The organism is Ruegeria sp. CH2 (assembly GCF_056537065.1).
This window is the reverse complement of record NZ_JBQFQV010000001.1, coordinates 572,133-594,074: the sequence shown is the minus strand read 5'-3', so window position 1 is coordinate 594,074 and position 21,942 is coordinate 572,133. Positions and strand designations below refer to the sequence as shown.

The following is a 21,942-nucleotide window of genomic DNA, read 5'->3' as shown; positions in this document are numbered from 1 at the left end:
CGTGCCCCGCGGGCTAGGTCTTGGGGAACAGAATTCGAGGAGTGTACAATGAGCAGTCTGATACCGATCCGTTTTCAGGAATTTGACCTGGAGGCTATGGCGCAGGCCAAAGGGCGCATCGCCATCATCATTCCGGTCGACGGTAAGATGGGCCCGGCAGCCCGCAGAGCCAACCGTCTGACGAAGGGCGGGTTGGCGCGGCTTGTTGAAAGCGAGAGTTTCAGCAAATCCAAAACAGGGGACGTCACCTCGATGGCATGGCCCACAGGAATGGCGGCTGAGGCGCTGGATGTTCTGGTTCTGCCACGTCGCCCCGAGGCCGGCGAAGCCCGCAAGGCAGGTGCAGCCCTTGCCAAACTGGCGGGCGGAAAGGACATGCTGGTGATGGTTGGCAATCACGCGCGCGCCGAGGATCTGGCACTGGGGATTGTTCTGCGCAGCTATGAATTCGACGCGCATAAAACCAAGGAAAGCCAGAATGCTGGCACAGTGACAATCAGCCACGCAAAGCCTGCGGAGGCCGAGGCAGATTTTGCACCTCTCTATGCAATTGCTGATGGCGTTCGGATGACGCGCGATCTGACCAATGAACCGGCAAATGTTTTGACCACCACCGAATTCGCGGACCGCCTGGTTGAGATGCAGGAGCTGGGTCTTGAGGTCGAAGTACTGGACGAAGACAAGCTGGCCGAGTTGGGAATGCGCACATTGCTAAGCGTCGGGCAGGGCTCGGACAGCCCTTCGAAAGTGGTGGTGATGCAGTGGAATGGCGGGGCCAAGGATGACGCGCCTTTGGCACTGGTCGGAAAGGGCGTGGTGTTTGACACGGGTGGTATCTCGCTCAAACCCGCTGCTGGCATGGAAGAGATGACCATGGACATGGGCGGCGCCGGCGTTGTTGCGGGCACCATGCGTGCGCTGGCCAAGCGCAAGGCAAAAGCCAATGTCGTGGCGCTGGTCGGTCTGGTCGAGAATATGCCATCAGGTAACGCCACCCGTCCGGGTGATGTGGTCAGGTCAATGAAGGGCGACACGGTCGAGATCATCAACACCGACGCCGAAGGCCGCCTGGTACTGTGTGACGTGATGTGGTACGCGCAGGAACGGTTCAAGCCGGTCGGAATGATCGACTTGGCAACTTTGACCGGTGCGATCATCATCGGTTTGGGCCATGAAAACGCTGGTGTTTTTTCGAACAATGACACGTTCTGTGATGCTTTCCTGAAATCAGCCAAGGCCGAGGATGAAGGCGCTTGGCGGATGCCATTGGGCGATGCCTATGACAAGTTGCTGAAATCGCGCATTGCCGACATGAAGAACGTGGGCGGTCGCCCCGCCGGTTCAGTCACCGCCGCGCAGTTCCTCCAGCGGTTCGTAAAAGAGGAAACACCGTGGATTCACCTGGACATCGCGGGCGTCGCATCGGTGTCTGAAGAGACCTCTTATGCGCCCAAAGGCGCTACCGGCTGGGGCGTGCGCGCATTGAGCCGGTTTGTGCAGGACAATTTCGAGTAAGCATATGGGCGCTGTCTATTTCTACCACCTGACCCGCCTGCCGCTGGAGCACACCTTGCCCGCGCTGCTGGACAAGGCGCGGCAAGCCGGGTGGCGGATAGCCGTGCGGGGTACTGACCCTGCGCGGATGGACTGGCTGGATGAAAAGCTGTGGCTGGGCCCCGAGGAGGGATTCCTGCCGCATGGTCGCGCTGGCGGCCCGCATGACGCGGACCAGCCGATTCTGCTGACCACCAGCGCCGTGGCGGGAAACGACGCGACCTGCATCATGGCTGTGGATGGCGCGCCGGTCGAAGCGGAAGAAGTCGCCGCGTTGGAACGGGTTTGTATCCTGTTCGATGGCAATGACGACATGGCTGTACAACAGGCGCGCGGGCAGTGGAAAGCGCTGACGGATGCCGGATGTTCCGCACAATATTGGTCGGAGGAGTCCGGGCGATGGGAGAAGAAGGCTGAAGCCTGACCGGCCCGCAATTTTCAGGAGATACGACAATGCAGAAGAAGCCCTTGGGCCGTACCGGAATTATGGTGAGCGATCTGTGCCTTGGCACGATGACATTTGGCTCTCAAACGTCTGAAACGGATGCGCACCGGCAGATGGATATGGCGTTGGACGCGGGGATCAACTTTGTCGATGCGGCCGAAATGTATCCGGTGAACCCTGTCGCGAAAGAAACGATCGGGCGCACCGAAGAGATACTGGGAAACTGGAACGCGGCCAATACTACCCGCCGGGGAGATTATGTTTTGGCGACCAAGCATTCCGGCGCGGGGCTGTCCTTTGTCCGCGATGGTGCGCCGATCACTGCCCGCACAATACCCGAAGCAGTTGAGGGGTCTTTGCGACGTTTGCAGACCGGGTACATTGACCTCTATCAGTTTCACTGGCCCAATCGGGGCAGCTATATGTTTCGGCAGAACTGGGATTATGCGCCGTCTGGCGAAAACACAGATGAAGTGCTGAGCAACATGCTAGAATGCCTTGAGGCATTGCAGGCTCAGGTAGACAAGGGCAATATCCGTGCCTTTGGCCTGTCGAATGAAAGCGCTTGGGGAACCGCGCAATGGCTGCGGCTGGCCGACCAGATGGGGGCACCGCGCGTGGCATCGGTGCAGAACGAGTATTCATTGCTGTGCCGCCATTTTGACACCGACCTGGGTGAGTTGAGTGTGCATGAAGATGTTGGGTTGATGGCGTTTTCCCCTTTGGCAGCAGGCTTTCTGACCGGAAAGTACCAAAATGGCTGTGTGCCTGACGGATCGCGTATGTCCTTTGTGCCTGAGATGGGTGGCCGGAGATCAGGTCGTGTTTTCGAAGCGGTTGCAGCTTATCTGGACATCGCCGCACGGCATGGTCTGGATCCGGTGCATATGGCGTTGGCGTGGTGCCGGACGCGCCCGTTCATGATGTCGGCAATCTTCGGGGCCACGACCGTTGCACAGCTGGATCATATTCTGGCGGGCGTGGATCTTGAATTATCCAAGGATGTGTTGGCCGAGATCAGCAGGGCACATCGGGCGCACCCGATGCCGTTTTAGGGGCTCTGCCCCCGTCGCCTTTGGCGACGCCCCCGGGATATTTTTGGCCAGATGAAGAAGGATCCGGTCAGTGATGGGTGGGATGCGCGCGTTCGTGTCTCAGGTCGCGGGCCGATTGACCGTGGGCGGTGCGGAAAGCGCGGGCAAAGCTGGATTGTGAGGCAAAGCCGGTGGCGAGCGCCACATCCATCAATGGCATATCAGTGTCGGTGACCAGACGGCGGGCCTCGGCCAGGCGCAGTTGCAGATAGTGGTCCTGCGGCGTCGTGTTCAGGCGCAGTCGGAACTGTTGTTGCAGCGTCCGTGGGCTGGTGCCCAGGCGGTCTGCGATAAAGGCCAGCGGCAGGGGATCATCAAGTGACGCCTGCATCATCGAGTTGGCCTTGGCGGTCAGTGCTGTGTGGCGATGGGGTGCGCCTGTGCGGCTTTGCGGTTTTCCAGGGTCCGGAGCACCATCGTAAAGGAACAGGCCCGCAACGCGCGCGGCGAAACTTGCGCCATGACGGGCGGTGATGATGTGCAGCATCATCTCGACAGCCGGAATTGCGCCACCCGAAGTCAGTCGATTGCCCGAAACGGTGAAGCGGTCGGTGCGCACATCAACTTCGGGAAACCGCGTGGCGAAATTTTCTAGGTCTTCCCAGTGGGTTGTTGCCAGATGGCCATCCAGTAGCCCGGCCTCGGCCAGGAGCCACGGGCCGCCATCAATGCCTGCCATCGTTGCGCCTGTGCCCGCGATGCGCCGCAGACCAGCCAGCAGGCTTGGGGTGGCGTGGCGGGCCAGTTGGAACCCGGCGACCACGATCATCAGGTCGCAGGATTGCAACCGGGCCAGTGGAATACCGGGCACTTGCAACGCACTGGTCAGAATCGCGGGTTCTGGCGTCGCGGTTACATAGTCCCAATCAAAGGCCGGGCGGTCCGCCAGACGGTTCGCGGCCCGCATCGGGTCCACCGCAGAGGCAAAGCTGAGCGTGTTGCATTCGTCAAGCACAAGCACCGCGGTTTTCAGGGCGCGGTGTTCCGGTTGCAGTATGTTTTTTGCGGATTTCATCAAGTTTGATTCGCATATTGCCAAGTAGTTTTCCCAAAGCTGCGCCAGAGTCGGGTCAGAACGCAAATCGGAATCCGGGGAAAAGCCTGGGGAAAACCCAAGGCAGAACCGGGTATAACTTGGGGAAAACACCATGCCTCTGGAAATGAACCGCGAAGTATTTATTACCTGTGCCGTAACCGGCTCGGGCGGGACGCAGGACCGCAGCCCGCATGTGCCGCGGTCGCCGCAGCAGATCGCCGACAGCGCAATCGCTGCCGCCAAGGCCGGGGCGGCAGTGGTACACTGCCACGTGCGCGACCCCGAGACCGGTGCGCCAAGCCGCCGGTTGGATCTGTATCGCGAGGTGACGGACCGCATCCGCGACGCTGATGTGGACGTCGTATTGAATCTGACGGCCGGCATGGGCGGCGACATCGTGTTCGGCGGTGTTGAAAACCCGTTTCCGGTGGCCGCGGGCACGGACATGGTCGGAGCATCCGAACGTGTGGCGCATATTGCCGAATGTTTGCCCGAGATATGCACCTTAGACTGCGGCACAATGAACTTTGCCGAGGCCGATTATGTTATGACGAATACGCCCGGTGCATTGCGCGCCATGGGCAAAATGATGACTGATCTGGGTGTCAAACCCGAGATCGAAGCCTTTGACACTGGCCACCTGTGGTTTGCAAAGCAACTGGTGAAGGAAGGGATTCTGGCACCAAACGCTTTGGTCCAGCTGTGCATGGGGGTACCGTGGGGTGCGCCGGATGATCTGAATACCTTTATGGCGATGGTGAACAACGTGCCGGATGACTGGACCTTCAGCGCGTTTTCACTGGGACGGAACGAGATGCCGTTTGTCGCGGCTTCGGTTCTGGCGGGCGGCAATGTGCGCGTGGGGCTTGAGGACAACCTCTGGCTGGACAAGGGCGTAATGGCCGAGAACTGGCAGCTGGTGGAACGTGCGGGATCCATCATCGAGAATATGGGCGCGCGCGTGATCGGCCCTGACGAAGTCCGTGCGAAGCTGGGGCTGACCAAGCAGGCACCTGTTGCAAAATAATGGACACGCGGGTTTTGGGGGCCAGCCCCCAAGCCCCCGGAGTATTTCTAAAAAGATGAAACATGCGCAGCCAGTAGGTGGGAAATCATGAAAACGGCAGCAATTATTGGGGGCGGAGTTATCGGTGGTGGATGGGCCGCGCGGTTCCTGCTCAATGGCTGGGATGTGCGGGTGTTTGACCCTGACCCCGAGGCGGAACGCAAGATTGGCGAGGTGCTGGACAACGCAAGACGGTCCTTGCCGGGGCTGAGTGACGTTCCGTTGCCAGCCGAGGGTGTGCTGAGCTTTCACAGCGACATGGCCGAAGCGGTTAAGGGTGCGCGTTGGATACAGGAGAGCGTGCCGGAGCGTCTGGATTTGAAACTGAAGGTTTACAAAGGCTTGCAGGAGGCTTGCGATCCGGGCGCGATCATCGGATCCTCGACCAGCGGGTTCAAGCCGTCCGAACTTCAGGACGGAGCGCTGCGCCCCGAGCAGATCTTGGTGACGCACCCCTTCAACCCGGTTTACCTGTTGCCTTTGATCGAGCTTGTACCAACGGACAAGAACCCGCCCGAGATGATCGAACAGGCGCAGGACCTGTTGAAATCGCTCGGGTTTTTCCCGCTGCACGTCAAGAAAGAGATCGATGCGCATATTGCCGACCGGTTCCTGGAAGCTGTCTGGCGCGAGGCGCTGTGGCTGGTCAAGGATGGCATTGCGACGACCGAAGAGATTGACGAGGCCATCCGTATGGGGTTCGGCATCCGCTGGGCACAGATGGGTCTGTTCGAAACCTACCGCGTGGCCGGTGGCGAGGCGGGGATGCGGCATTTCATGGCGCAGTTCGGGCCTGCCTTGAAATGGCCGTGGACCAAGCTGATGGATGTTCCCGAGTTCACTGACGAACTGGTCGATTTGATCGCCAATCAATCTGACGCACAATCCGGGATGCATTCGATCCGAGAGCTGGAGCGTATTCGCGACAACAACCTTGTTGGCATGATGCGGGCCCTCAAGGCGCAGAATTACGGTGCGGGTGCGGTGCTGAACCAACATGACGCACGGTTGAAACCCGGTGCGCTGCCGACGCTGGATCAAGCGGATCTGAGCCAGCCCATCCTGACCCTGTCGCGGGCTGTTCCACTGGACTGGACAGATTACAACGGCCACATGAACGAAGCGAAATATCTGGAGGCCTTTGCCGCCGCCACCGATCGGTTCATGGAAATCATCGGATGCGATGCGGATTACATTGCCTCAGGCGGCAGCTATTTCACAGCGGAGAACCACATTCGCTATTTGGATGAAGCTCATGCCGGTGCAAAAATCGACGTGCGCACGCAGATGCTGTTGGGGCAGGGCAAGAAGCTGCATGTGTTCCACAGCATGTATGAGGACGACAAGCTGCTGGCCACGGGTGAAAGTTTTCTGCTGCATGTCAGCCTGGAAACCCGCCGCCCCAGCGCGCCATCTGCTGAAATCGAAGCGGCTATGGCGCGGGTTGCAGAGGCTCAGGCCGGATTGCCTTATCCCGAGGGCGCAGGCGCAGCGATCAGGAAGCCTTCATGACGCGCCGGGTTCTGGTGACGGCTGGCGCGTCAGGCGTCGGCCGGGCCATGGCCGAGGCGTTTGACGCGGTTGGCTATGACGTCCGGGTTACTGATATCGATCAGGCGGCGTTGGATACTTTGCCCGAACATTGGACCGGGCACCGAGCCGATGTTGCGGACGAGGCTGACATGCGCGCGGTATTTGACGCCGTCCGTTCGACAGGCGGGTTGGATGTGCTCTGCGCCAATGCCGGTATTGCCGGCCCGACAAATGACATTGAGAATATTGATCTGGACGCGTGGCGTTCTTGTGTCGCGGTCAATCTGGACGGTGCTTTTCTGGCGGCAAAATATGCAGCGCCGCTGATGAAAACGGCGCGGGCGGGCAGCATCATTCTGACCTCGTCGACAGCCGGGCAGTATGGCTACCCGTTCCGGGCGCCCTATGCGTCGGCAAAATGGGCGGTCATCGGGTTGATGAAAACACTGGCGATGGAGCTGGGGCCCTATGGCATCCGTGCCAATGCCATTTGTCCGGGCGCAGTTGAAGGCCCTCGGATGGAGGGCGTCCTGACCCGCGAGGCCGCAGCCAAGGGCATGACCCGTGATGAGGTCTATCGGGGCTATGCCTCGGGCACCTCAATGGGGCGCTTCGTCGAAGCGCAGGATGTCGCCAATATGGCAGTCTTCCTTGCCTCAGATGCGGCACGTCTGGTTTCAGGTCAGGTGATTGCGGTGGATGGCCACACGGTCAACCCGGACCCGAAATTGTAACTCAGCCCTGGTTTGGACCACGGATCTGGCGGATGGTCTGACGGACTGCCTGCCAGTCCTGGGCTTCTTGCCGGTTTCCGGCAGCTTCGCAGTCGCGCATTTTTTGCGCGGCTTCGGCCTCGGCTTGGTCTCCATGGGCGGCAAAAAGTGCACGTGCGTATTGAGCGGTTTGAATTGCGTCCATTCCTGTGCTCCTCCGTCTGTGTTCGGAATGCCTTATGGTTCGCGCCACAGTAGAATAGCACAGGTTGGATGGCGCTGCATCACCAGTCGCGGGAAACCGCCGTTCTGAGGCGACGCAGATGGTTTGGAAAGTCCCGGGCGGCCACGTCGGCCTCGCGTACCAGTGTGTCGAAATGGCGTGAGAATGTCTCGATCCGATCCCGGTCGCGGAAGGCCATATAGTGACTTCCTGCGTAAAATACACAAAGCAGCGGGCCGAAAATCGTCACGGGTGCGGAATAAAGCCGTTTTGCGTCAAACAGATAGATACGCATCCGCGGATAGAGCTGTTCGCACAGCGCCAACAGGTGATCGATCTGTTCCAGCCGAACCTCGGGGCTGAGACCCTGATAATACCCAGTGGCGCTTGCAAAGCTTTCGATTTCGAATAACGGCATGGCGATCTCATAGTCTGACTGGGCGCTACGCATCCATGCCAGACGATCCGCCGACGCGCCGATGGCTTGGTCAGCGGTCCGGCCCAGATGCGGGGCGTATTCCCATTCCAGTATCGAACGCGTCTTGAGCATGTCGGGCAGGGTGGCCGGGACATAGCGGATTTTGTACCCGGCGGCCTCCTGATGCCACTCGAAGATACGTTCATCGACAAGGGCGCGTGGGGCCTCGGTAAAGGTCAGCGAGCTAGCCAGAAGCTCAGCCGCGCTTTCCGGCCTGTCAGATAGGCTCAGCAACCAGTCGGCCGAAACGCCGAGCGCCGCTGCACATCCGCCAACAACATGTGCGTTGGGCAACCGCGCGCCATGATCTGTCAGCAATTGGGAAACGGTCGAGCGGTCAACGCCAATATTGCGCGCAAGGGCACTTTGGCTGACATGGCGCTCTTCCATCGCGCGGGCGAGGCGGAGACGAAATTGCGCGGCACGGTCGCGCTTGTCGATATTTTCCTACATGCCGTGATTTTTATCACATTTGATTAGTTTTGTTAATCATATTCAGAATTTTCAATGCCGGGGTCCGGATGTAACGCTTTGAGTAAGAAAAAAACGGGGTTCGGAATGGAAACGCGGCGAAGATCAGTCGTGAAAGCAATCGTTTGGAATGCGATGGGGTTGGCGATCATGACAATGGTGGGCCTGTTGGCAACAGGCTCGGCCGCTGTAGGAGGGGCGCTGGCGCTGGTGAACACGGCCATCGGCCTGACGATGTACGTGATTTACGAAAGAATTTGGGCGAACATTTCGTGGGGCCGAAATGGCTGACCCCACGACACCCAAATCGCCCGAATGGGGCACGTTTTTCCTGATAGTCTTGTGTTATGCTGCGTGGCTTGCCGGTCTGTTCTGGCTGGCAAACACATCCTTGTGGTTGGCTATCCCTGCTCTGGGTGTTGTTGCGGCTTTGCATTCGTCACTGACGCATGAGGCCCTGCACGGGCACCCATTTCGTGCCAAATGGCTGAACGAGGCGTTGATGGCACTGCCGTTGACATTGGCAATTCCGTATAACCGCTTTCGGGACCTGCATCTGGCGCATCATCAGGATGCCACCCTGACAGACCCTTATGACGACCCGGAATCGAATTATCTGGATCCGCATATCTGGTCGGGATTGCCGCGGCTGGCGCAGATGATCCTGAGCCTGAACAACACGCTGTTGGGGCGGATGGTACTGGGGCCTGTCCTTGGTCAGGTTCTGTTTATGCGTGACGAATGGCGTGGGTTGATGCGCGGGGACAGGGCGGTCCTGCTGGCATGGGCTGTGCACCTTCCCGGCGCGGTGGTGGTTCTGTGGGTAGTTGCGCAATCGGCCATGCCGGTTTGGGCCTATCTGGTCGCGGCCTATATGGGGCTGTCGCTTTTGAAGATCCGCACGTTTCTGGAGCATCGTGCACATGAAAAATCCCGCGCCCGCACGGTGATAGTCGAAGATCGCGGACCTCTGGCATTTTTGTTTTTAAACAATAACCTACACGTCGTTCATCACATGAATCCGGCGGCTCCGTGGTATCGCTTGCCTGCATTGTACCGCGACGGAAAGGACAGGTACTTGGCTTGCAACGAAGCCTATGTTTACCGGTCCTATGCACAGATACTCCGGCAGTATTTCGTTCGCGCAAAAGACCCTGTGCCACATCCTCTCTGGCCAAAGCCTTGAATTGACGACACAACGGGTGGCATGAGTCTCTGGATCCCCGTCACCATCGCCGCCGCCAGTTTTCAGACTGTGCGTTTCATGCTGCAAAAATCTCTGGCCAGCGTGAAACTATCTGCTGCAGGTGCAACTTTTGCGCGGTTTGCCTATTCCATGCCGTTGGCGGTTATCGGGCTATATGTTGCGTTGCAGATAACCGGGGCGAGCATGCCTCGGCTTGGCAGTTTGTTCTGGCTTTACGCGGTCATCGGAGGGACAGCGCAAATCCTTGCAACGATCTGCGTGGTGGCGTTGTTCAAACAACGTAATTTTGCCGTTGGAATTACCTTCAAGAAAACCGAGGTGATCCAGACCGCGATCGTTGGTTTTTTGGTCTTGGGGGACAGTGTGTCGCGGGGCGCATTGTTCGCGATCCTGTTGGGGTTGATGGCTGTTCTTTTGTTGTCAAAAACACCTGGAGGGGACGGACCCTGGTGGCGCCATCTGACCAATCGGGCTTCGCAATTGGGGCTTGGATCAGGTGTTTTGTTTGCGTTTTCCGCCGTCAGCTATCGTGGGGCTTCACTGCAACTGGGCGATATCGATGCGTGGTTCCGAGCGCTGGTAACGTTGGCCGCAGTGGTGACATTCCAGTTCGCCAGCATGGGGATATGGCTGCTGTGGCGCGACCGGGCCGAACTGCGCGCAGTCTGGCAAACGAGAAAGACCGGGGTATTTGTCGGCCTGACCAGCCTCGGCGGCTCGTTTTGCTGGTTCTGGGCCTTCACCTTGCAGAATGCGGCTTATGTCAAAGCGCTGGGGCAGGTTGAGCTGATCTTTAGCCTGATGGCGTCGATCCTGTTCTTCCGCGAGACGATCACCCGGCGCGAAATCGCCGGGATGATGTTGCTTGGGTTTTCGATTTTAGCACTTGTGCTAGCAATCTAGCTGGCGCGACGTTCGTCGAAGCTGAGCGCGATGAAACTGGGTAGGTGATCTCCCATGCCCACGACGGCCGGGCCGGTGTCTTCCTTGCGTCCACGACTGCGCCCCTTAGGCTCGCGAACTTTTTTGCCCTCTTTCGGGTTCTCGGGTGCTTTGGCCTTTTTCTCAGGTTTTGGCTGTTCGGGTCTAGGGTCTTCCTGGACCGGGTTGTCTAAGCGCGGGATGTCTTTCTGGATCAGCTTTTCGATCGCAACCAGTGCTTTTTCGTCGCGTCCCGAACAGATTGTGATGGCTTTACCTTCACGGCCGGCGCGGCCGGTGCGGCCAATGCGGTGCACATAATCCTCGGGGTGGCCGGGGACGTCGAAATTGAACACATGGCTGACGGCTGGCACATCCAGGCCACGCGCAGCCACGTCTGAGGCGACCAGAAGGCGCAATGATCCCTCACGGAAACCGTCCAGTGTTTTCATCCGCTGCGACTGGTCCAGATCGCCATGGATGGCGGCCGCGTTGTAGCCATGTTTCTTCAGGGATTTTGTGCAGATATCCACGTCAGTCTTGCGGTTGCAGAAGATGATCGCATTTGTGCATTTGTCGCCTTCAGCATCGATCAGCGCACGCAGAACCTTGCGTTTGTTGCTGGCTTCGCGGTCCCGACGGCCGCCTTTGAACATGACCACGCCCTGTTCGATGGTCTCGGATGCGGTCGCCTGACGGGCAACTTCGACCCGGGCAGGGGCCGACAGGAACGTGTCGGTTATCCGCTCGATCTCGGATGCCATGGTGGCTGAGAAGAACAGGGTCTGACGGGTGAAAGGTGTTAGTGAGAAGATGCGTTCGATATCGGGGATGAACCCCATGTCGAGCATACGGTCCGCTTCATCCACCACCATGATCTGCACGCCGGTCAGCAACAGCTTGCCGCGCTCGAAATGATCCAGCAGACGGCCCGGCGTGGCGATCAGAACGTCGACGCCACGGTCAATCAGGGCTTCTTGCTCTTTGAAACTGACGCCACCGATCAACAGCGCTTTGGTCAGTTTCAGGTGTTTGGTATAGGTGTCGAAATTCTCGGCCACCTGAGCGGCCAGTTCCCGCGTCGGGCACAAAACCAACGAACGTGGCATACGGGCACGCGCCCGGCCACGGGCCAGCAGTGTGATCATTGGCAGCGTAAAGCTGGCGGTTTTACCCGTGCCTGTCTGAGCTATGCCCAAAACATCGCGCCCTTCCAATGCGGGCGGAATCGCACCTGCCTGGATCGGAGTTGGGGTTTCGTATCCGGCTTCCTCAATGGCTTTGAGGACCTTCGGGTTCAGGTTCAGTTCGTTAAACTTTGTCATGTAAGTCCGGTTGAATGCGGACACTTGACCTGGCCCGCGCGTATAAGATGTGCCGGGCCCGGATGGCCATGCGCGTGATGCGACATTTCGGCTTGGACGCGGACATAACAAAAACGTTGGTCGGGGTCAAATGAAGACCGCTACATCAGGGTTTCATCGAGACAGGTTCGAGTTTTGCGCAACAATTCAGCAACTTCCGGGAAAGTGTTTCGCCAATTTCCCGTCCAGATTCAACACGCGGTGGCGGATCAGCCCTTTCTGCTCCAGCCGGGCGCGGACTTCTGGGTCAGCGCCGCTCATCTCGTTGAAGAACGCGCGCAGCCCGTCCTCGCCGTGTTCGCTTTCAATCCAGCTGAGCAATTCATTCTTGTTCAGCCCCCCCATCTCGCGCGGGGCATTCGGGGCCATGCCAGCCTGATACGAGCCGCGATCCAAGCGGAACGGATAATGTGCAATCCAGTGATCCCAGTCCGGCGCGTGGCGGTGGCATAGATCGACCTGCGCAAGTTCGTATTTACACGGCAGCAATTTCCCGTTCTGAAACAGGTTGTGGATACGAAAACTCAGACGTTTCAATCCCGTGCGCGCAAACAACTTGCCCTGTACATGGCTGAGGAACCCGCCAAGGACGAAAGCCCCATAGTTGGGATAAAGCATCTCAATCAGCTGTGTTCGGGCCGGGCTTTGTGGAACATGCGCCTTGTACAGGTCTTCGCCGCCTGCCAGCGCCTCGATTGGGCGGACCCGGGCGGCGTGAACCTTGTCCCCGATATCGCGCAACACATCCGAGATTGGGGTCGGCGACCACAGAAACTCGTCAACATCGATATGGGCCAGCCAATCCAGGTGCGTTTCACGATAGGCATAGGTGGCGTTGACCGATTGGCGAACCTGGTGCTTGTCCGGTCGTGTGCGTTTTAGCTTTTGCCAATAGGCATCATCGCAAACCTGTACGCAAACACTGGGATGTGCCTTCAGCGCCTCGAACGTGCGCTGGTTCGGCTCATCCAGATAGATATAGATGGTCTCGGCACCCAGATCGAGGTGATAGGCTACGAACCGAAGGACGTCTTCGGTCGGTCCCCTGACCATCGACACGACACCCCATGTGGTCATGTGCGCTGCGCGCGCGCTTCGCGCATGAGTTTCAGGCGGCGAAAGACACCGCCGGGATCACTGTTGAGCTCGGTCATCAAGTGATCGACCAGTGGCGCGATGGTGGTGTCGCTTAGGGCTTTGGTCCAGACCGGAGCAATCAGATTGACGTCCAGTCCGCCACTTCCAAGGGAAAACCCTTTCATCTGATAGGGCAGCGGGACGTGTTTCAGTTTTTGATACGGAAATGGTGTTGCCGGGGGCAGCTGCGAAAAGCGCCTCTCGAACTCATAAAGCTTCATCATGCCGAACAACATGCGCAACGCATGACCAACCTCGCGCTGGGTTGCAGTTTGGCCGTGGTCCGCAAAGGTCTGAACCGACGAGACCAGCCACCGCAGATCAAGCGTGGACAGAAGGTGGTCCGACTGTTCGTTCCAAAGGCGGCAAAACAGAAGCGGGGCGTGGCGCGGGAAGGACCGCTTTCGCAGGTTCGAGATCAACTGGGCATTCAGGAAAGCAAGTTCTGAATTTCCGACAAATTCCCGCGCTATCTGAGCGCGCTTGCGATCCCAGCTTGTATTAGGCTTTGGCGGGGGCACAGTCGCACTTTCGGGCAATGCACGACCGGCCAGTTCAATAAGGTCAATGTCAAGGTCAGGCAACGAGGTGGTGCCGAACTGAAACGGGCTGCGCCGGTTTTCATACCTGTCCAGCATGTCGGGCAGACCGCCGGGGAAAGTCAGTTCATCCTTGCTCATGCGCGCAGAATTGCACAGGCAGACTCGGCTGTGCAATCAGTGAGTTGGATCACACCATCATCTCTTTGGTGGCGGTCAGGTTCAGGGCGGGATAGTCCCGAACCACCCGGTCGATGTCCCATTGCAGCCGGGTCAGATAGACAATGTCGCCGTCATGGTCGTGCGCGATGTGCCGCTTGTTTGCATTCACAAACTTTTCGACCTCGGCCTTGTCACCGCTGACCCAGCGGGCCGAGGTGAACTGAGACGCCTCGAAACGCACGGGCAGGCCGTATTCCATCTCGATCCGGCTGGCGAGCACTTCGAATTGCAACGCGCCGACGACACCCACGATAAAGCCTGACCCGATCGAAGGTTTGAACACCTTGGCCGCGCCTTCCTCGGCGAACTGCATCAGGGCTTTCTCCAGATGCTTGGCCTTCATCGGATCACCCGCACGGACGCCTTGCAGCAGTTCCGGCGCGAAAGAGGGGATGCCGGTGACGCGCAGCGCCTCACCCTCGGTCAGCGTGTCACCAATGCGCAACTGGCCGTGGTTGGGAATGCCGATGATGTCACCGGCCCAGGCCTCTTCTGCCAGTTCCCGGTCAGATGCCAGAAACAGCACTGGGTTTGAAATCGCCATCGGTTTCTTTGACCGCACATGGGTCAGTTTCATGCCGCGTTTGAAATGGCCTGATGCCATGCGGACAAAGGCCACCCTGTCGCGGTGCTTGGGGTCCATATTGGCCTGCACCTTGAAAACAAAGCCCGCGACCTTCTTTTCATCCGGCGATATCTGGCGGGGTTCGGCGGACTGAACCTGCGGCTGTGGGCCATAAGCGCCGATGCCTTCCATCAGTTCCTTGACGCCGAACGAGTTGATGGCCGAGCCGAACCAGATCGGTGTCATATGCCCTTCAAGCACCGCCTGCGGGTTCAGCGCGGGCAGCAACTCGCGCGCCATCTCAACCTCTTCCAGCAGCTTTTCCAGCAGGTGCGCAGGAATATGTTCCGACAGTTTCGGGTCATCAAGCCCGTTAATCTCGATGCTCTCTGCCACCTTGTTGCGGTCGGCGCGGTCCATCAGCTCCAGCCGGTCGCGCAGCATGTCGTAGCAGCCGATGAAATCACGACCTACGCCAATTGGCCATGCGGCGGGGGTGACGTCGATGGCCAGCATCTCTTGAATTTCGTCGATGATCTCGAACGTATCGCGGCTTTCGCGGTCCATCTTGTTACAGAAGGTCAGAATCGGCAGATCACGAAGGCGGCAGACCTCGAACAGCTTTTGCGTCTGGCTTTCGACACCCTTCGCGCCGTCGATCACCATCACGGCCGCATCCACGGCCGTCAGCGTGCGGTAGGTATCTTCCGAGAAATCGCTGTGGCCGGGCGTGTCAACAAGGTTGAACCGGAAATTGCCATAGTCGAACGACATGGCCGATGCGGAAACCGAGATTCCGCGATCCTTCTCCATCTGCATGAAGTCCGAGCGTGTCCGCCGTGCCTCGCCCTTGGCGCGCACCTGACCGGCCATCTGAATGGCGCCCCCGTACAGCAGGAACTTTTCAGTCAGCGTCGTTTTGCCCGCATCCGGGTGCGAGATGATGGCGAATGTCCGGCGACGGGCAATCTCGGGCGGCAGGGCAGGTTGGTTCGAGGTATCAAGCATGAACGCGCGTATAGGCGGGGAATCCTGCCGAGGCAAGACAAAGGGGCTGGTTCGAATCACGGCCTTGTGGCTATAAGAACATATAGTGAACAAATAATGGAGTAATTCGATGGATTTGAAAGAGATTGCCAATGAATTGGTGGCCGGCTGCCGTGAGGACCGCGCCAAGGAAAACCTTGAGAAATTGTATGCGCCAGACGCGGTTTCGGTCGAAGCAGTCGATTACTCAGGCATGGGGCGCGAAGTACAAGGGCGTGACGCGATCCGTGGCAAACATGAATGGTGGGAAGGAGCCCACGAGGTTTCTGGCGCTTCGGTCAGCGACCCGTTTGTGCACGGCGAGGACCGCTTTGCAGTGATTTTCGAAGTGCAGGGTAAGGTGAAGGAAACGGGCGAAGCCTTTGATATGCGTGAAGTGGGTGTCTATCACGTCGCAGATGGCAAGATCGTGCGAGAAGAGTTCTTCTACTGATCCCAAGCCATTTCTGGTCTTCCCTGTCTGGCCGATGCTAGACATGCGGCAATGACTGACAGGGAGGATCCGATGGACCTTGGAATAAAAGGAAAGCGCGCGCTGGTCTGTGCCAGCAGCAAAGGGTTGGGTTTGGGCTGTGCCGAGGCTTTGGCTGAGGCTGGCGTAAACCTTGTGATGAATGCGCGTGGTTCAGACGCTTTGGAGAGTGAGGCAGCACGCCTCAGGTCAGAGCAAGGTGTCGAGGTACAAACAGTCGCTTGTGACGTGACGACTGCGGAAGGGCAGGCGCAGGTGATCAAAGCAGCGCAGGGCGTTGATATTCTTGTGACAAATGCCGGCGGCCCGCCGCCGGGTTTATGGTCGGATTGGGGGCGTGATGATTTCATCAAGGCGCTGGATGCCAATATGTTGACCCCCATTGCGTTCATGAAAGCGCTGCTTCCCGGAATGATGGACAAAGGTTGGGGGCGGGTGGTGAACGTCACCTCACAATCCGTGCGCGCGCCAATTGCGGTGCTGGGGCTTTCGAATGCAGCCCGCACGGGTTTGACCGGATATGTCGCAGGAACTTCACGCCAGGTTGCACCGCATGGTGTGACCATCAACAACCTGCTGCCCGGCATTCACGCAACGGATCGTGCGGATGCGCTGGACAGCGGCGTGGCTTCCCAGCAAGGCATCTCGATCGAAGACGCACGCGCAAACCGTTCGGCAACCATTCCCGCGCGACGCTATGGAACACGGCAGGAATTCGGAGCAGCCTGCGCGTTCCTGTGCTCTCATCATGCGGGGTTCATCGTTGGTCAGAACATTCTACTGGATGGTGGCGCAACCAATTTGACGATGTGACCATGGCACAAGGGTTTTCGTTGAAAGATCAGATGTTCAACGCTGAGAAAGTAAATTATCTCAGCGGTTTGTTTTCCGATTCTCATGCAGAATTTGATGCCCCGGCATTCCGATCTGCGGTCATGTCGCGATTGCTGGATCTAGAGTTGAAGGATCGGATCATCTGGATCGCCACATGCCTGCAACAGGCGGTACCCGGTGATTTGCCTGCTGTTGCCCCGACGATCCTGCGTGCCTTGCCTGCACCTTTGGACCCAACGAAGAATGATGACGACTTTGGCGATTTCATCTTTGCGCCGGTCGGTGAGTGGGTAGCGACCATAGGTCTTGAGCATGTTGATCTGGCTTTAGACGTGATGGAGGAACTGACACAGAGGTTTTCCATGGAATGGGCAATCCGTCCGTTCCTGAACCATGACCCGGACCGGGTGTTGCGGCGGATGCAGGACTGGTGCTCTCATGACAGTTACCATGTGCGCAGGCTGGTCAGCGAAGGGACGCGCCCCCGATTGCCATGGGGGCAGGCGGTCGCATTGGGTTTGCAGGACCCGCTGCCATTGCTGGACAAGTTGCACATGGATTCGACGCGGTATGTCACCCGGTCCGTATCCAATCACCTGAATGACATCACCAAGAAAGACCCGGATCTGGTATTGGATCGCCTGAAGGCGTGGCGCAGCCAGGGGCATCAGAATCTGGACGAGCTGGACTGGATGACGTCACACACCCTGCGCGGGCTTGTGAAAGCGGGGCATCCTGAAGCGATGAAGATGTTAGGCTATGACCCGGACGCAGAAATTGAGGTCGCGGTCAACCTGACTTCCGAAGCTCGGATTGGTGACGCTTTGGCCTTTTCAGTCACTTTGAAAGGGGTTGGAGAGCTGCCAGTTCTGGTTGACTATGTCATTCATTTTCAAAGACCTGGCGGGAAAATCTCAGCCAAGGTGCACAAGTTGAAGCAGGCGGCTTTGAAGAACGGGGAACTGACGTTGGAAAAACGCCACAAGTTGAAGGGCGACGCCACAACATTCAAGTTGGTTCCCGGCGCGCACCGGCTGGAGGTTCAGGTAAATGGCAAAATTCGTGCAGGCGTGGACTTCGACCTGCTTGGGTAAAACCGCGCAGGACCGCTCACGCTTTCGTCAAAAACGCCTTCCCCGGATTGCGAACCCCCGGCGGCTGCATTAGCTCGTACATGACCATTTGCGAGGGAAAAGCGCGATGAAACATGAATCGGTGCAGAACTATTATGGTGAAGTCCTGCAAAGCAGTGCTGACTTGCAGACCAATGCATGCTGCACGCCTGACGACATGCCCGGTCATGTCAAAAAGATCCTTTCAAAGATTCATGACGACGTACTGACACGCTACTATGGTTGCGGTCTGATTGCCCCACTTGATCTGGAAGGCATGTCGATCCTTGATCTGGGGTGTGGGGCCGGGCGGGATGTATATGCCTTGTCCGCCATGGTCGGCGAGACGGGCCGGGTGGTGGGTGTCGACATGACGCCCGAACAACTGGACGTCGCCCGCGCGCATCAGGAGTATCACGCCGAAGCATTTGGATATGCCCGCAGCAATGTGGAGTTCCATCACGGCTATATCGAAAAACTGGATGAGCTTGATCTGGAACCCGGATCGTTCGATATCATCGTCTCGAACTGCGTAATCAACCTGGCCACGGATAAGAATGCGGTTCTGCGCGGCGCGCATCGGTTGTTGAAAGAGGGCGGCGAGATGTATTTTTCGGATGTCTATGCTGACCGCCGTATTCCGCAGGCGATGGCCGAAGACGAAGTACTTTATGGCGAGTGCCTGTCCGGCGCGCTTTATTGGAATGATTTCCTGTCAATGGCTCGAACGGCCGGTTTCGGCGACCCGCGCCGTGTGACGCACCGTCCGCTGACGATCGAAAATCCGGTATTGGAAGAGCGTGTTGCGCCGTTGAAGTTCCTGTCCGCGACATACCGACTGTTCAAACTGCCCGCATTGGAACCGGCTTGTGAAGATTATGGGCAAGCCGTGATCTATAAGGGAACCGTGCCGAACGCACCGCATGAATTTGTTCTGGATGACCATCACGTTATCGAATCCGGCAAGGTGTTTCCGGTCTGCGGCAACACCTGGATGATGCTGAAAGACACGCGATTTGCCCGTCACTTTGACTTTGTCGGCGATTTTTCGACCCATTATGGCATTTTCGAAGGCTGCGGTGGCGAAAGCCCTTTTGAAGCCGTGGGTGCATCTGTCGCTTCTGGCGGGTGTTGCTGATCCCTTGCACCTGAGGGGCGGGGTTGCTATCCCCGCTCAAGCCCGATGGATTTGATCGGGAAAGGCAACGGGGTCCATCGGTGACAGGTAACGCAATTCCACCGCGTCTGGAAATTCGCAACATTATCCGTCGGTTTGAGGGGCGGGTTGTTGTGGATGATGTTTCGCTGACCGTTCAGGCAGGCAAGGTGACTTGTCTGCTGGGGCCGTCGGGCTGCGGGAAATCCACCACGTTGCGCATGATCGCCGGTGTCGAGATGCAGGACTCGGGTGAGATTTATGTTGATGGCAAGCTGATCTGCGACACCGTGTTCCGGGTGCCTCCGGAACGGCGCGAGATCGGACTGATGTTTCAGGACTTTGCACTGTTCCCACATCTGAGCGTGGCCAAAAACGTAGCCTTCGGCCTTAAGGGCAACAAGGACGAAAAACGCGCCCGGGTCGAGGAGTTGTTGCAGAAGGTCGACCTGATGCGGTTCATCGATGGTTTTCCGCATCAACTATCAGGTGGCGAGCAACAACGCGTGGCGTTGGCGCGTGCCCTGGCGCCGCGCCCGCGCATCATGCTGATGGACGAGCCGTTTTCGGGCCTCGACAACCGTTTGCGTGATGGTATCCGTGACGAAACGCTGGCCATTCTCAAGGAAGAAGATGCCGCCGTACTGCTGGTCACGCACGAGCCGGAAGAAGCGATGCGCATGGCCGACGAGATCGCCCTGATGCGGCGTGGCAAGATCGTGCAACAGGGCGCGCCCTATAACGTCTATACGCGTCCCGCAGACAAGGCAGCGGTGGCGTTTTTCAGTGATGTCAACGTTTTGCGGGCGCAAGTGAATGGCGCATTGGCGGACACGCCCTTTGGTCAGTTCCTGGCGCCGGGCATTCCGAATGGTACGGATGTCGAGATCGTTTTTCGCCCTCAGCACATCAAGCTGGACTTCGACCGCAACGGCAAGGGGCCATTGCCGACACCAACAGATGGTGTGGCAGCCCGTGGTGTCGTTGAACGTGCGCGATTCCTGGGCAATGAAAGCCTGGTGGAGTTCCGCATGGACTATGATGGTTCGATCCTGAGGGCGACGGTTCCGAACGTGTTTGTCCCCAACCCGGGCCGGGTGATGTGGCTGACCATCCGCCGCGACAGGTGCTTCGTTTTCCCCGAGACAAGGCGCTGATCCATCGATTTCCACCAAAGTGGTGCGCGAAATCCTCAGATTGCGGGGCCACGTCGCTTGCCGCAACGCAGGCCCGGGTCTATCAAGAGCCAAACGCGGGGGTAAATCGGGCACATGCGAATTCTTCTGACCAATGACGACGGGATCAATGCCCCGGGCTTGATCACGCTAGAGGCGATTGCGGCCGAGCTGGCCGGACCGGATGGAGAAGTCTGGGTGGTCGCGCCCGCGTTTGAACAGTCCGGGGTCGGGCACTGCATCAGCTATACCCACCCGATGATGGTCGCCAAGCTGGGAGAGCGGCGCTTTGCCGCCGAAGGATCGCCTGCCGACTGTGTTTTGGCAGGGCTTCACGATGTTATGTTGGATACCCCTCCCGATCTGGTTCTGTCCGGCGTGAACAGGGGTAATAACTCGGCCGAAAACACGTTGTATTCCGGTACGATCGGTGGCGCGATGGAGGCGGCATTGCAGGGCGTCCCGGCGATTGCTCTGTCGCAATATTTTGGCCCCCGCAACCTGGGCGTTGACGACCCGTTCGAGGCAGCCGCCCGGTATGGTGCAGAACTGGTGCGCCGGATTCTGGACGCAACTCCGGCAGAACAAGGTGATTACCGGCTGTTCTATAATGTGAATTTTCCCCCGGTTCCGGCAGCCGAAGTGCTGGGCACGCGGATTGCGGCGCAGGGGTTTCGGCGCGACACACGGTTTTCAGTCGAACCGCACAGTTCGCCTTCGGGGCGGCGGTTCCTGTGGATCAAGGGTGGCTATCAGCACAATCCGACCGCACCCGGGACGGATGCGGCTGTCAATCTGGAAGGCTATATCTCGGTGACGCCGATGCGCGCTGACCTGACTGCGCATGACATGCTGGAGGCATTGAAGGCGGTCGAATGAGCGGACTGGACCCTGAAACTGTAATGCAATTCCTGTTTGCCCTGCGCAAACGGGGGGTCACGGATGCGCGCGTGCTGGCTGCGATGGAGCAGGTGGACCGCGGTCGCTTTGTCACCGGCCTGTTCGCAGGGCGCGCTTACGAAGACATGCCGCTGCCGATTTCCTGCGGTCAGACGATCAGTCAACCCTCGGTCGTTGGCCTGATGACGCAGGCCCTGAACGTGAGGCCTCGGGACACGGTGCTCGAGATTGGGACAGGTTCAGGTTATCAGGCAGCGATCCTGTCTAAACTGGCCCGCCGGGTCTACACAGTGGAACGCCACAGGCGGTTGGTGAGCGAAACAAGCAAGCTGTTTGCCGACCTAGGCCTGACGAATATCACGTCGATGTTGTCGGATGGGTCATTTGGCCTGCCGGAACAAGCCCCTTTTGACCGGATCATTGTCACAGCCGCAGCCGAGGATCCTCCGGGCCCGCTCTTGGCGCAGCTGAAAATCGGGGGTATTATGGTTCTACCCGTAGGCCAGTCGGACGCGGTGCAGCAGCTGATCAAAGTAACGCGCACCGAAGATGGTCTGGACTATGACGAATTAACGTCTGTCCGTTTCGTGCCCCTTCTGGAGGGGCTTGGAAAGGACGAGGCGTAATAGGCTTAAAGAATTGGTCGCCGGAACTCCGGGCAACAGGGGCAGGCGTTGA

At 58.4% G+C, this 21,942-nt stretch carries 23 protein-coding genes; 16 read left to right on the top strand and 7 right to left on the bottom strand.

Features of this window, described 5'->3' with window-relative positions:
* The first annotated feature begins 48 nt into the window (after positions 1-48).
* From ACR0M9_RS02930 to ACR0M9_RS02920, 3 genes are read left to right on the top strand one after another with little or no spacing between them, the layout of a single operon-like run.
* Positions 49-1,515 carry a leucyl aminopeptidase gene (locus ACR0M9_RS02930; RefSeq protein WP_480772802.1) on the top strand — a complete coding sequence of 489 codons (1,467 nt, stop codon included), beginning with the start codon at positions 49-51 and terminating at the stop codon, positions 1,513-1,515.
* A gap of 4 nt (positions 1,516-1,519) precedes the next feature.
* Entirely contained in the window at positions 1,520-1,978 is a 459-nt protein-coding gene (locus ACR0M9_RS02925; protein WP_480564441.1) for a DNA polymerase III subunit chi, read from the top strand.
* 29 nt (positions 1,979-2,007) lie between these two features.
* Entirely contained in the window at positions 2,008-3,054 is a 1,047-nt protein-coding gene (locus ACR0M9_RS02920; protein WP_480772801.1) for an aldo/keto reductase, read from the top strand.
* Positions 3,055-3,121: 67 nt separating this feature from the next.
* Here the strand turns inward: ACR0M9_RS02920 and ACR0M9_RS02915 are convergent, their stop codons facing one another.
* Positions 3,122-4,108, bottom strand: coding sequence for a GlxA family transcriptional regulator (locus ACR0M9_RS02915; RefSeq protein ID WP_480772800.1), 987 nt, complete (start codon positions 4,106-4,108; stop codon positions 3,122-3,124).
* A 133-nt stretch (positions 4,109-4,241) separates the two neighbouring features.
* Here ACR0M9_RS02915 and bcoG point away from each other — a divergent pair, with 133 nt between their 5' ends.
* The 3 genes from bcoG to ACR0M9_RS02900 all read left to right on the top strand — a co-directional run bounded on the left by bcoG (position 4,242) and on the right by ACR0M9_RS02900 (position 7,462).
* Complete coding sequence (gene bcoG / locus ACR0M9_RS02910) at positions 4,242-5,156, top strand: 3-dehydrocarnitine:acetyl-CoA trimethylamine transferase BcoG (RefSeq protein WP_267365216.1); 915 nt, start codon at positions 4,242-4,244, stop codon at positions 5,154-5,156.
* An 84-nt stretch (positions 5,157-5,240) separates the two neighbouring features.
* On the top strand, positions 5,241-6,707 hold the full coding sequence (locus ACR0M9_RS02905; protein WP_480772947.1) for a carnitine 3-dehydrogenase: 1,467 nt from the start codon (positions 5,241-5,243) through the stop codon (positions 6,705-6,707).
* A complete protein-coding gene (locus tag ACR0M9_RS02900) occupies positions 6,704-7,462 on the top strand; it encodes an SDR family oxidoreductase (RefSeq protein WP_480485410.1) in 759 nt (252 codons plus the stop codon). The genes ACR0M9_RS02905 and ACR0M9_RS02900 overlap by 4 nt, the downstream gene beginning before the upstream one ends.
* A 1-nt stretch (position 7,463) precedes the next feature.
* Here ACR0M9_RS02900 and ACR0M9_RS02895 read toward each other — a convergent pair whose 3' ends face one another.
* Positions 7,464-7,646: a hypothetical protein gene (locus ACR0M9_RS02895; RefSeq protein ID WP_267366128.1), complete on the bottom strand. Its 183-nt coding sequence runs from the start codon at positions 7,644-7,646 to the stop codon at positions 7,464-7,466.
* Between the two features lie 79 nt (positions 7,647-7,725).
* Positions 7,726-8,583 (bottom strand): helix-turn-helix domain-containing protein, encoded by an 858-nt coding sequence (locus ACR0M9_RS02890; RefSeq protein ID WP_480772946.1) that lies wholly within the window; start codon positions 8,581-8,583, stop codon positions 7,726-7,728.
* A gap of 117 nt (positions 8,584-8,700) precedes the next feature.
* Here ACR0M9_RS02890 and ACR0M9_RS02885 point away from each other — a divergent pair, with 117 nt between their 5' ends.
* The 3 genes from ACR0M9_RS02885 to ACR0M9_RS02875 are packed head-to-tail and all read left to right on the top strand — an operon-like array spanning position 8,701 to position 10,723.
* Positions 8,701-8,904 carry a DUF2061 domain-containing protein gene (locus tag ACR0M9_RS02885; protein ID WP_267366130.1) on the top strand — a complete coding sequence of 68 codons (204 nt, stop codon included), beginning with the start codon at positions 8,701-8,703 and terminating at the stop codon, positions 8,902-8,904.
* The gene (locus ACR0M9_RS02880; RefSeq protein WP_480558033.1) at positions 8,897-9,799 is read left to right on the top strand and encodes a fatty acid desaturase; all 903 of its coding nucleotides are present in this window, start codon (positions 8,897-8,899) and stop codon (positions 9,797-9,799) included. Before ACR0M9_RS02885 ends, ACR0M9_RS02880 begins: the two co-directional genes overlap by 8 nt.
* A gap of 21 nt (positions 9,800-9,820) precedes the next feature.
* Positions 9,821-10,723 (top strand): EamA family transporter, encoded by a 903-nt coding sequence (locus tag ACR0M9_RS02875; RefSeq protein WP_480504901.1) that lies wholly within the window; start codon positions 9,821-9,823, stop codon positions 10,721-10,723.
* Here the strand turns inward: ACR0M9_RS02875 and ACR0M9_RS02870 are convergent.
* The 4 genes from ACR0M9_RS02870 to ACR0M9_RS02855 all read right to left on the bottom strand — a co-directional run bounded on the left by ACR0M9_RS02870 (position 10,720) and on the right by ACR0M9_RS02855 (position 15,576).
* On the bottom strand, positions 10,720-12,066 hold the full coding sequence (locus tag ACR0M9_RS02870; protein WP_480772799.1) for a DEAD/DEAH box helicase: 1,347 nt from the start codon (positions 12,064-12,066) through the stop codon (positions 10,720-10,722). The two genes, ACR0M9_RS02875 and ACR0M9_RS02870, sit on opposite strands and share 4 nt — an antisense overlap.
* A gap of 186 nt (positions 12,067-12,252) precedes the next feature.
* Positions 12,253-13,182 carry a glycosyltransferase family 2 protein gene (locus ACR0M9_RS02865; protein WP_480480607.1) on the bottom strand — a complete coding sequence of 310 codons (930 nt, stop codon included), beginning with the start codon at positions 13,180-13,182 and terminating at the stop codon, positions 12,253-12,255.
* Positions 13,179-13,922, bottom strand: coding sequence for a hypothetical protein (locus tag ACR0M9_RS02860; protein WP_480772798.1), 744 nt, complete (start codon positions 13,920-13,922; stop codon positions 13,179-13,181). The genes ACR0M9_RS02865 and ACR0M9_RS02860 overlap by 4 nt, the downstream gene beginning before the upstream one ends.
* Before the next feature lie 49 nt (positions 13,923-13,971).
* Positions 13,972-15,576, bottom strand: coding sequence for a peptide chain release factor 3 (locus tag ACR0M9_RS02855; RefSeq protein ID WP_480772797.1), 1,605 nt, complete (start codon positions 15,574-15,576; stop codon positions 13,972-13,974).
* 109 nt (positions 15,577-15,685) lie between these two features.
* Here ACR0M9_RS02855 and ACR0M9_RS02850 point away from each other — a divergent pair, with 109 nt between their 5' ends.
* From ACR0M9_RS02850 to ACR0M9_RS02820, 7 genes are all read left to right on the top strand, one after another.
* Positions 15,686-16,048: a SnoaL-like domain-containing protein gene (locus tag ACR0M9_RS02850; RefSeq protein ID WP_480480611.1), complete on the top strand. Its 363-nt coding sequence runs from the start codon at positions 15,686-15,688 to the stop codon at positions 16,046-16,048.
* 72 nt (positions 16,049-16,120) lie between these two features.
* On the top strand, positions 16,121-16,900 hold the full coding sequence (locus tag ACR0M9_RS02845; RefSeq protein ID WP_480772945.1) for an SDR family oxidoreductase: 780 nt from the start codon (positions 16,121-16,123) through the stop codon (positions 16,898-16,900).
* Between the two features lie 2 nt (positions 16,901-16,902).
* Positions 16,903-18,015 (top strand): hypothetical protein, encoded by a 1,113-nt coding sequence (locus ACR0M9_RS02840; protein WP_480772796.1) that lies wholly within the window; start codon positions 16,903-16,905, stop codon positions 18,013-18,015.
* Positions 18,016-18,121: 106 nt separating this feature from the next.
* Entirely contained in the window at positions 18,122-19,171 is a 1,050-nt protein-coding gene (locus tag ACR0M9_RS02835; protein ID WP_480485428.1) for a methyltransferase domain-containing protein, read from the top strand.
* Between the two features lie 107 nt (positions 19,172-19,278).
* The gene (locus ACR0M9_RS02830) at positions 19,279-20,346 is read left to right on the top strand and encodes an ABC transporter ATP-binding protein (protein ID WP_480486463.1); all 1,068 of its coding nucleotides are present in this window, start codon (positions 19,279-19,281) and stop codon (positions 20,344-20,346) included.
* A gap of 114 nt (positions 20,347-20,460) precedes the next feature.
* Positions 20,461-21,243 carry a 5'/3'-nucleotidase SurE gene (gene surE / locus ACR0M9_RS02825; protein ID WP_480772795.1) on the top strand — a complete coding sequence of 261 codons (783 nt, stop codon included), beginning with the start codon at positions 20,461-20,463 and terminating at the stop codon, positions 21,241-21,243.
* Entirely contained in the window at positions 21,240-21,890 is a 651-nt protein-coding gene (locus tag ACR0M9_RS02820; protein WP_209503723.1) for a protein-L-isoaspartate(D-aspartate) O-methyltransferase, read from the top strand. Before surE ends, ACR0M9_RS02820 begins: the two co-directional genes overlap by 4 nt.
* Positions 21,891-21,942: the final 52 nt, after the last annotated feature.

Bases quoted from the DNA above. Each gene is read 5' to 3' on its own strand.
- ACR0M9_RS02930 (WP_480772802.1), top strand. From the start codon at position 49: ATGAGCAGTCTGATACCGATCCGTTTTCAGGAATTTGACCTGGAGGCT.
- ACR0M9_RS02925 (WP_480564441.1), top strand. From the start codon at position 1,520: ATGGGCGCTGTCTATTTCTACCACCTGACCCGCCTGCCGCTGGAGCAC.
- ACR0M9_RS02920 (WP_480772801.1), top strand. From the start codon at position 2,008: ATGCAGAAGAAGCCCTTGGGCCGTACCGGAATTATGGTGAGCGATCTG.
- ACR0M9_RS02915 (WP_480772800.1), bottom strand. From the start codon at position 4,108: ATGAAATCCGCAAAAAACATACTGCAACCGGAACACCGCGCCCTGAAA.
- bcoG (WP_267365216.1), top strand. From the start codon at position 4,242: ATGCCTCTGGAAATGAACCGCGAAGTATTTATTACCTGTGCCGTAACC.
- ACR0M9_RS02900 (WP_480485410.1), top strand. From the start codon at position 6,704: ATGACGCGCCGGGTTCTGGTGACGGCTGGCGCGTCAGGCGTCGGCCGG.
- ACR0M9_RS02895 (WP_267366128.1), bottom strand. From the start codon at position 7,646: ATGGACGCAATTCAAACCGCTCAATACGCACGTGCACTTTTTGCCGCC.
- ACR0M9_RS02885 (WP_267366130.1), top strand. From the start codon at position 8,701: ATGGAAACGCGGCGAAGATCAGTCGTGAAAGCAATCGTTTGGAATGCG.
- ACR0M9_RS02880 (WP_480558033.1), top strand. From the start codon at position 8,897: ATGGCTGACCCCACGACACCCAAATCGCCCGAATGGGGCACGTTTTTC.
- ACR0M9_RS02875 (WP_480504901.1), top strand. From the start codon at position 9,821: ATGAGTCTCTGGATCCCCGTCACCATCGCCGCCGCCAGTTTTCAGACT.
- ACR0M9_RS02870 (WP_480772799.1), bottom strand. From the start codon at position 12,066: ATGACAAAGTTTAACGAACTGAACCTGAACCCGAAGGTCCTCAAAGCC.
- ACR0M9_RS02865 (WP_480480607.1), bottom strand. From the start codon at position 13,182: ATGACCACATGGGGTGTCGTGTCGATGGTCAGGGGACCGACCGAAGAC.
- ACR0M9_RS02860 (WP_480772798.1), bottom strand. From the start codon at position 13,922: ATGAGCAAGGATGAACTGACTTTCCCCGGCGGTCTGCCCGACATGCTG.
- ACR0M9_RS02855 (WP_480772797.1), bottom strand. From the start codon at position 15,576: ATGCTTGATACCTCGAACCAACCTGCCCTGCCGCCCGAGATTGCCCGT.
- ACR0M9_RS02850 (WP_480480611.1), top strand. From the start codon at position 15,686: ATGGATTTGAAAGAGATTGCCAATGAATTGGTGGCCGGCTGCCGTGAG.
- ACR0M9_RS02845 (WP_480772945.1), top strand. From the start codon at position 16,121: ATGGACCTTGGAATAAAAGGAAAGCGCGCGCTGGTCTGTGCCAGCAGC.
- ACR0M9_RS02840 (WP_480772796.1), top strand. From the start codon at position 16,903: ATGGCACAAGGGTTTTCGTTGAAAGATCAGATGTTCAACGCTGAGAAA.
- ACR0M9_RS02835 (WP_480485428.1), top strand. From the start codon at position 18,122: ATGAAACATGAATCGGTGCAGAACTATTATGGTGAAGTCCTGCAAAGC.
- surE (WP_480772795.1), top strand. From the start codon at position 20,461: ATGCGAATTCTTCTGACCAATGACGACGGGATCAATGCCCCGGGCTTG.
- ACR0M9_RS02820 (WP_209503723.1), top strand. From the start codon at position 21,240: ATGAGCGGACTGGACCCTGAAACTGTAATGCAATTCCTGTTTGCCCTG.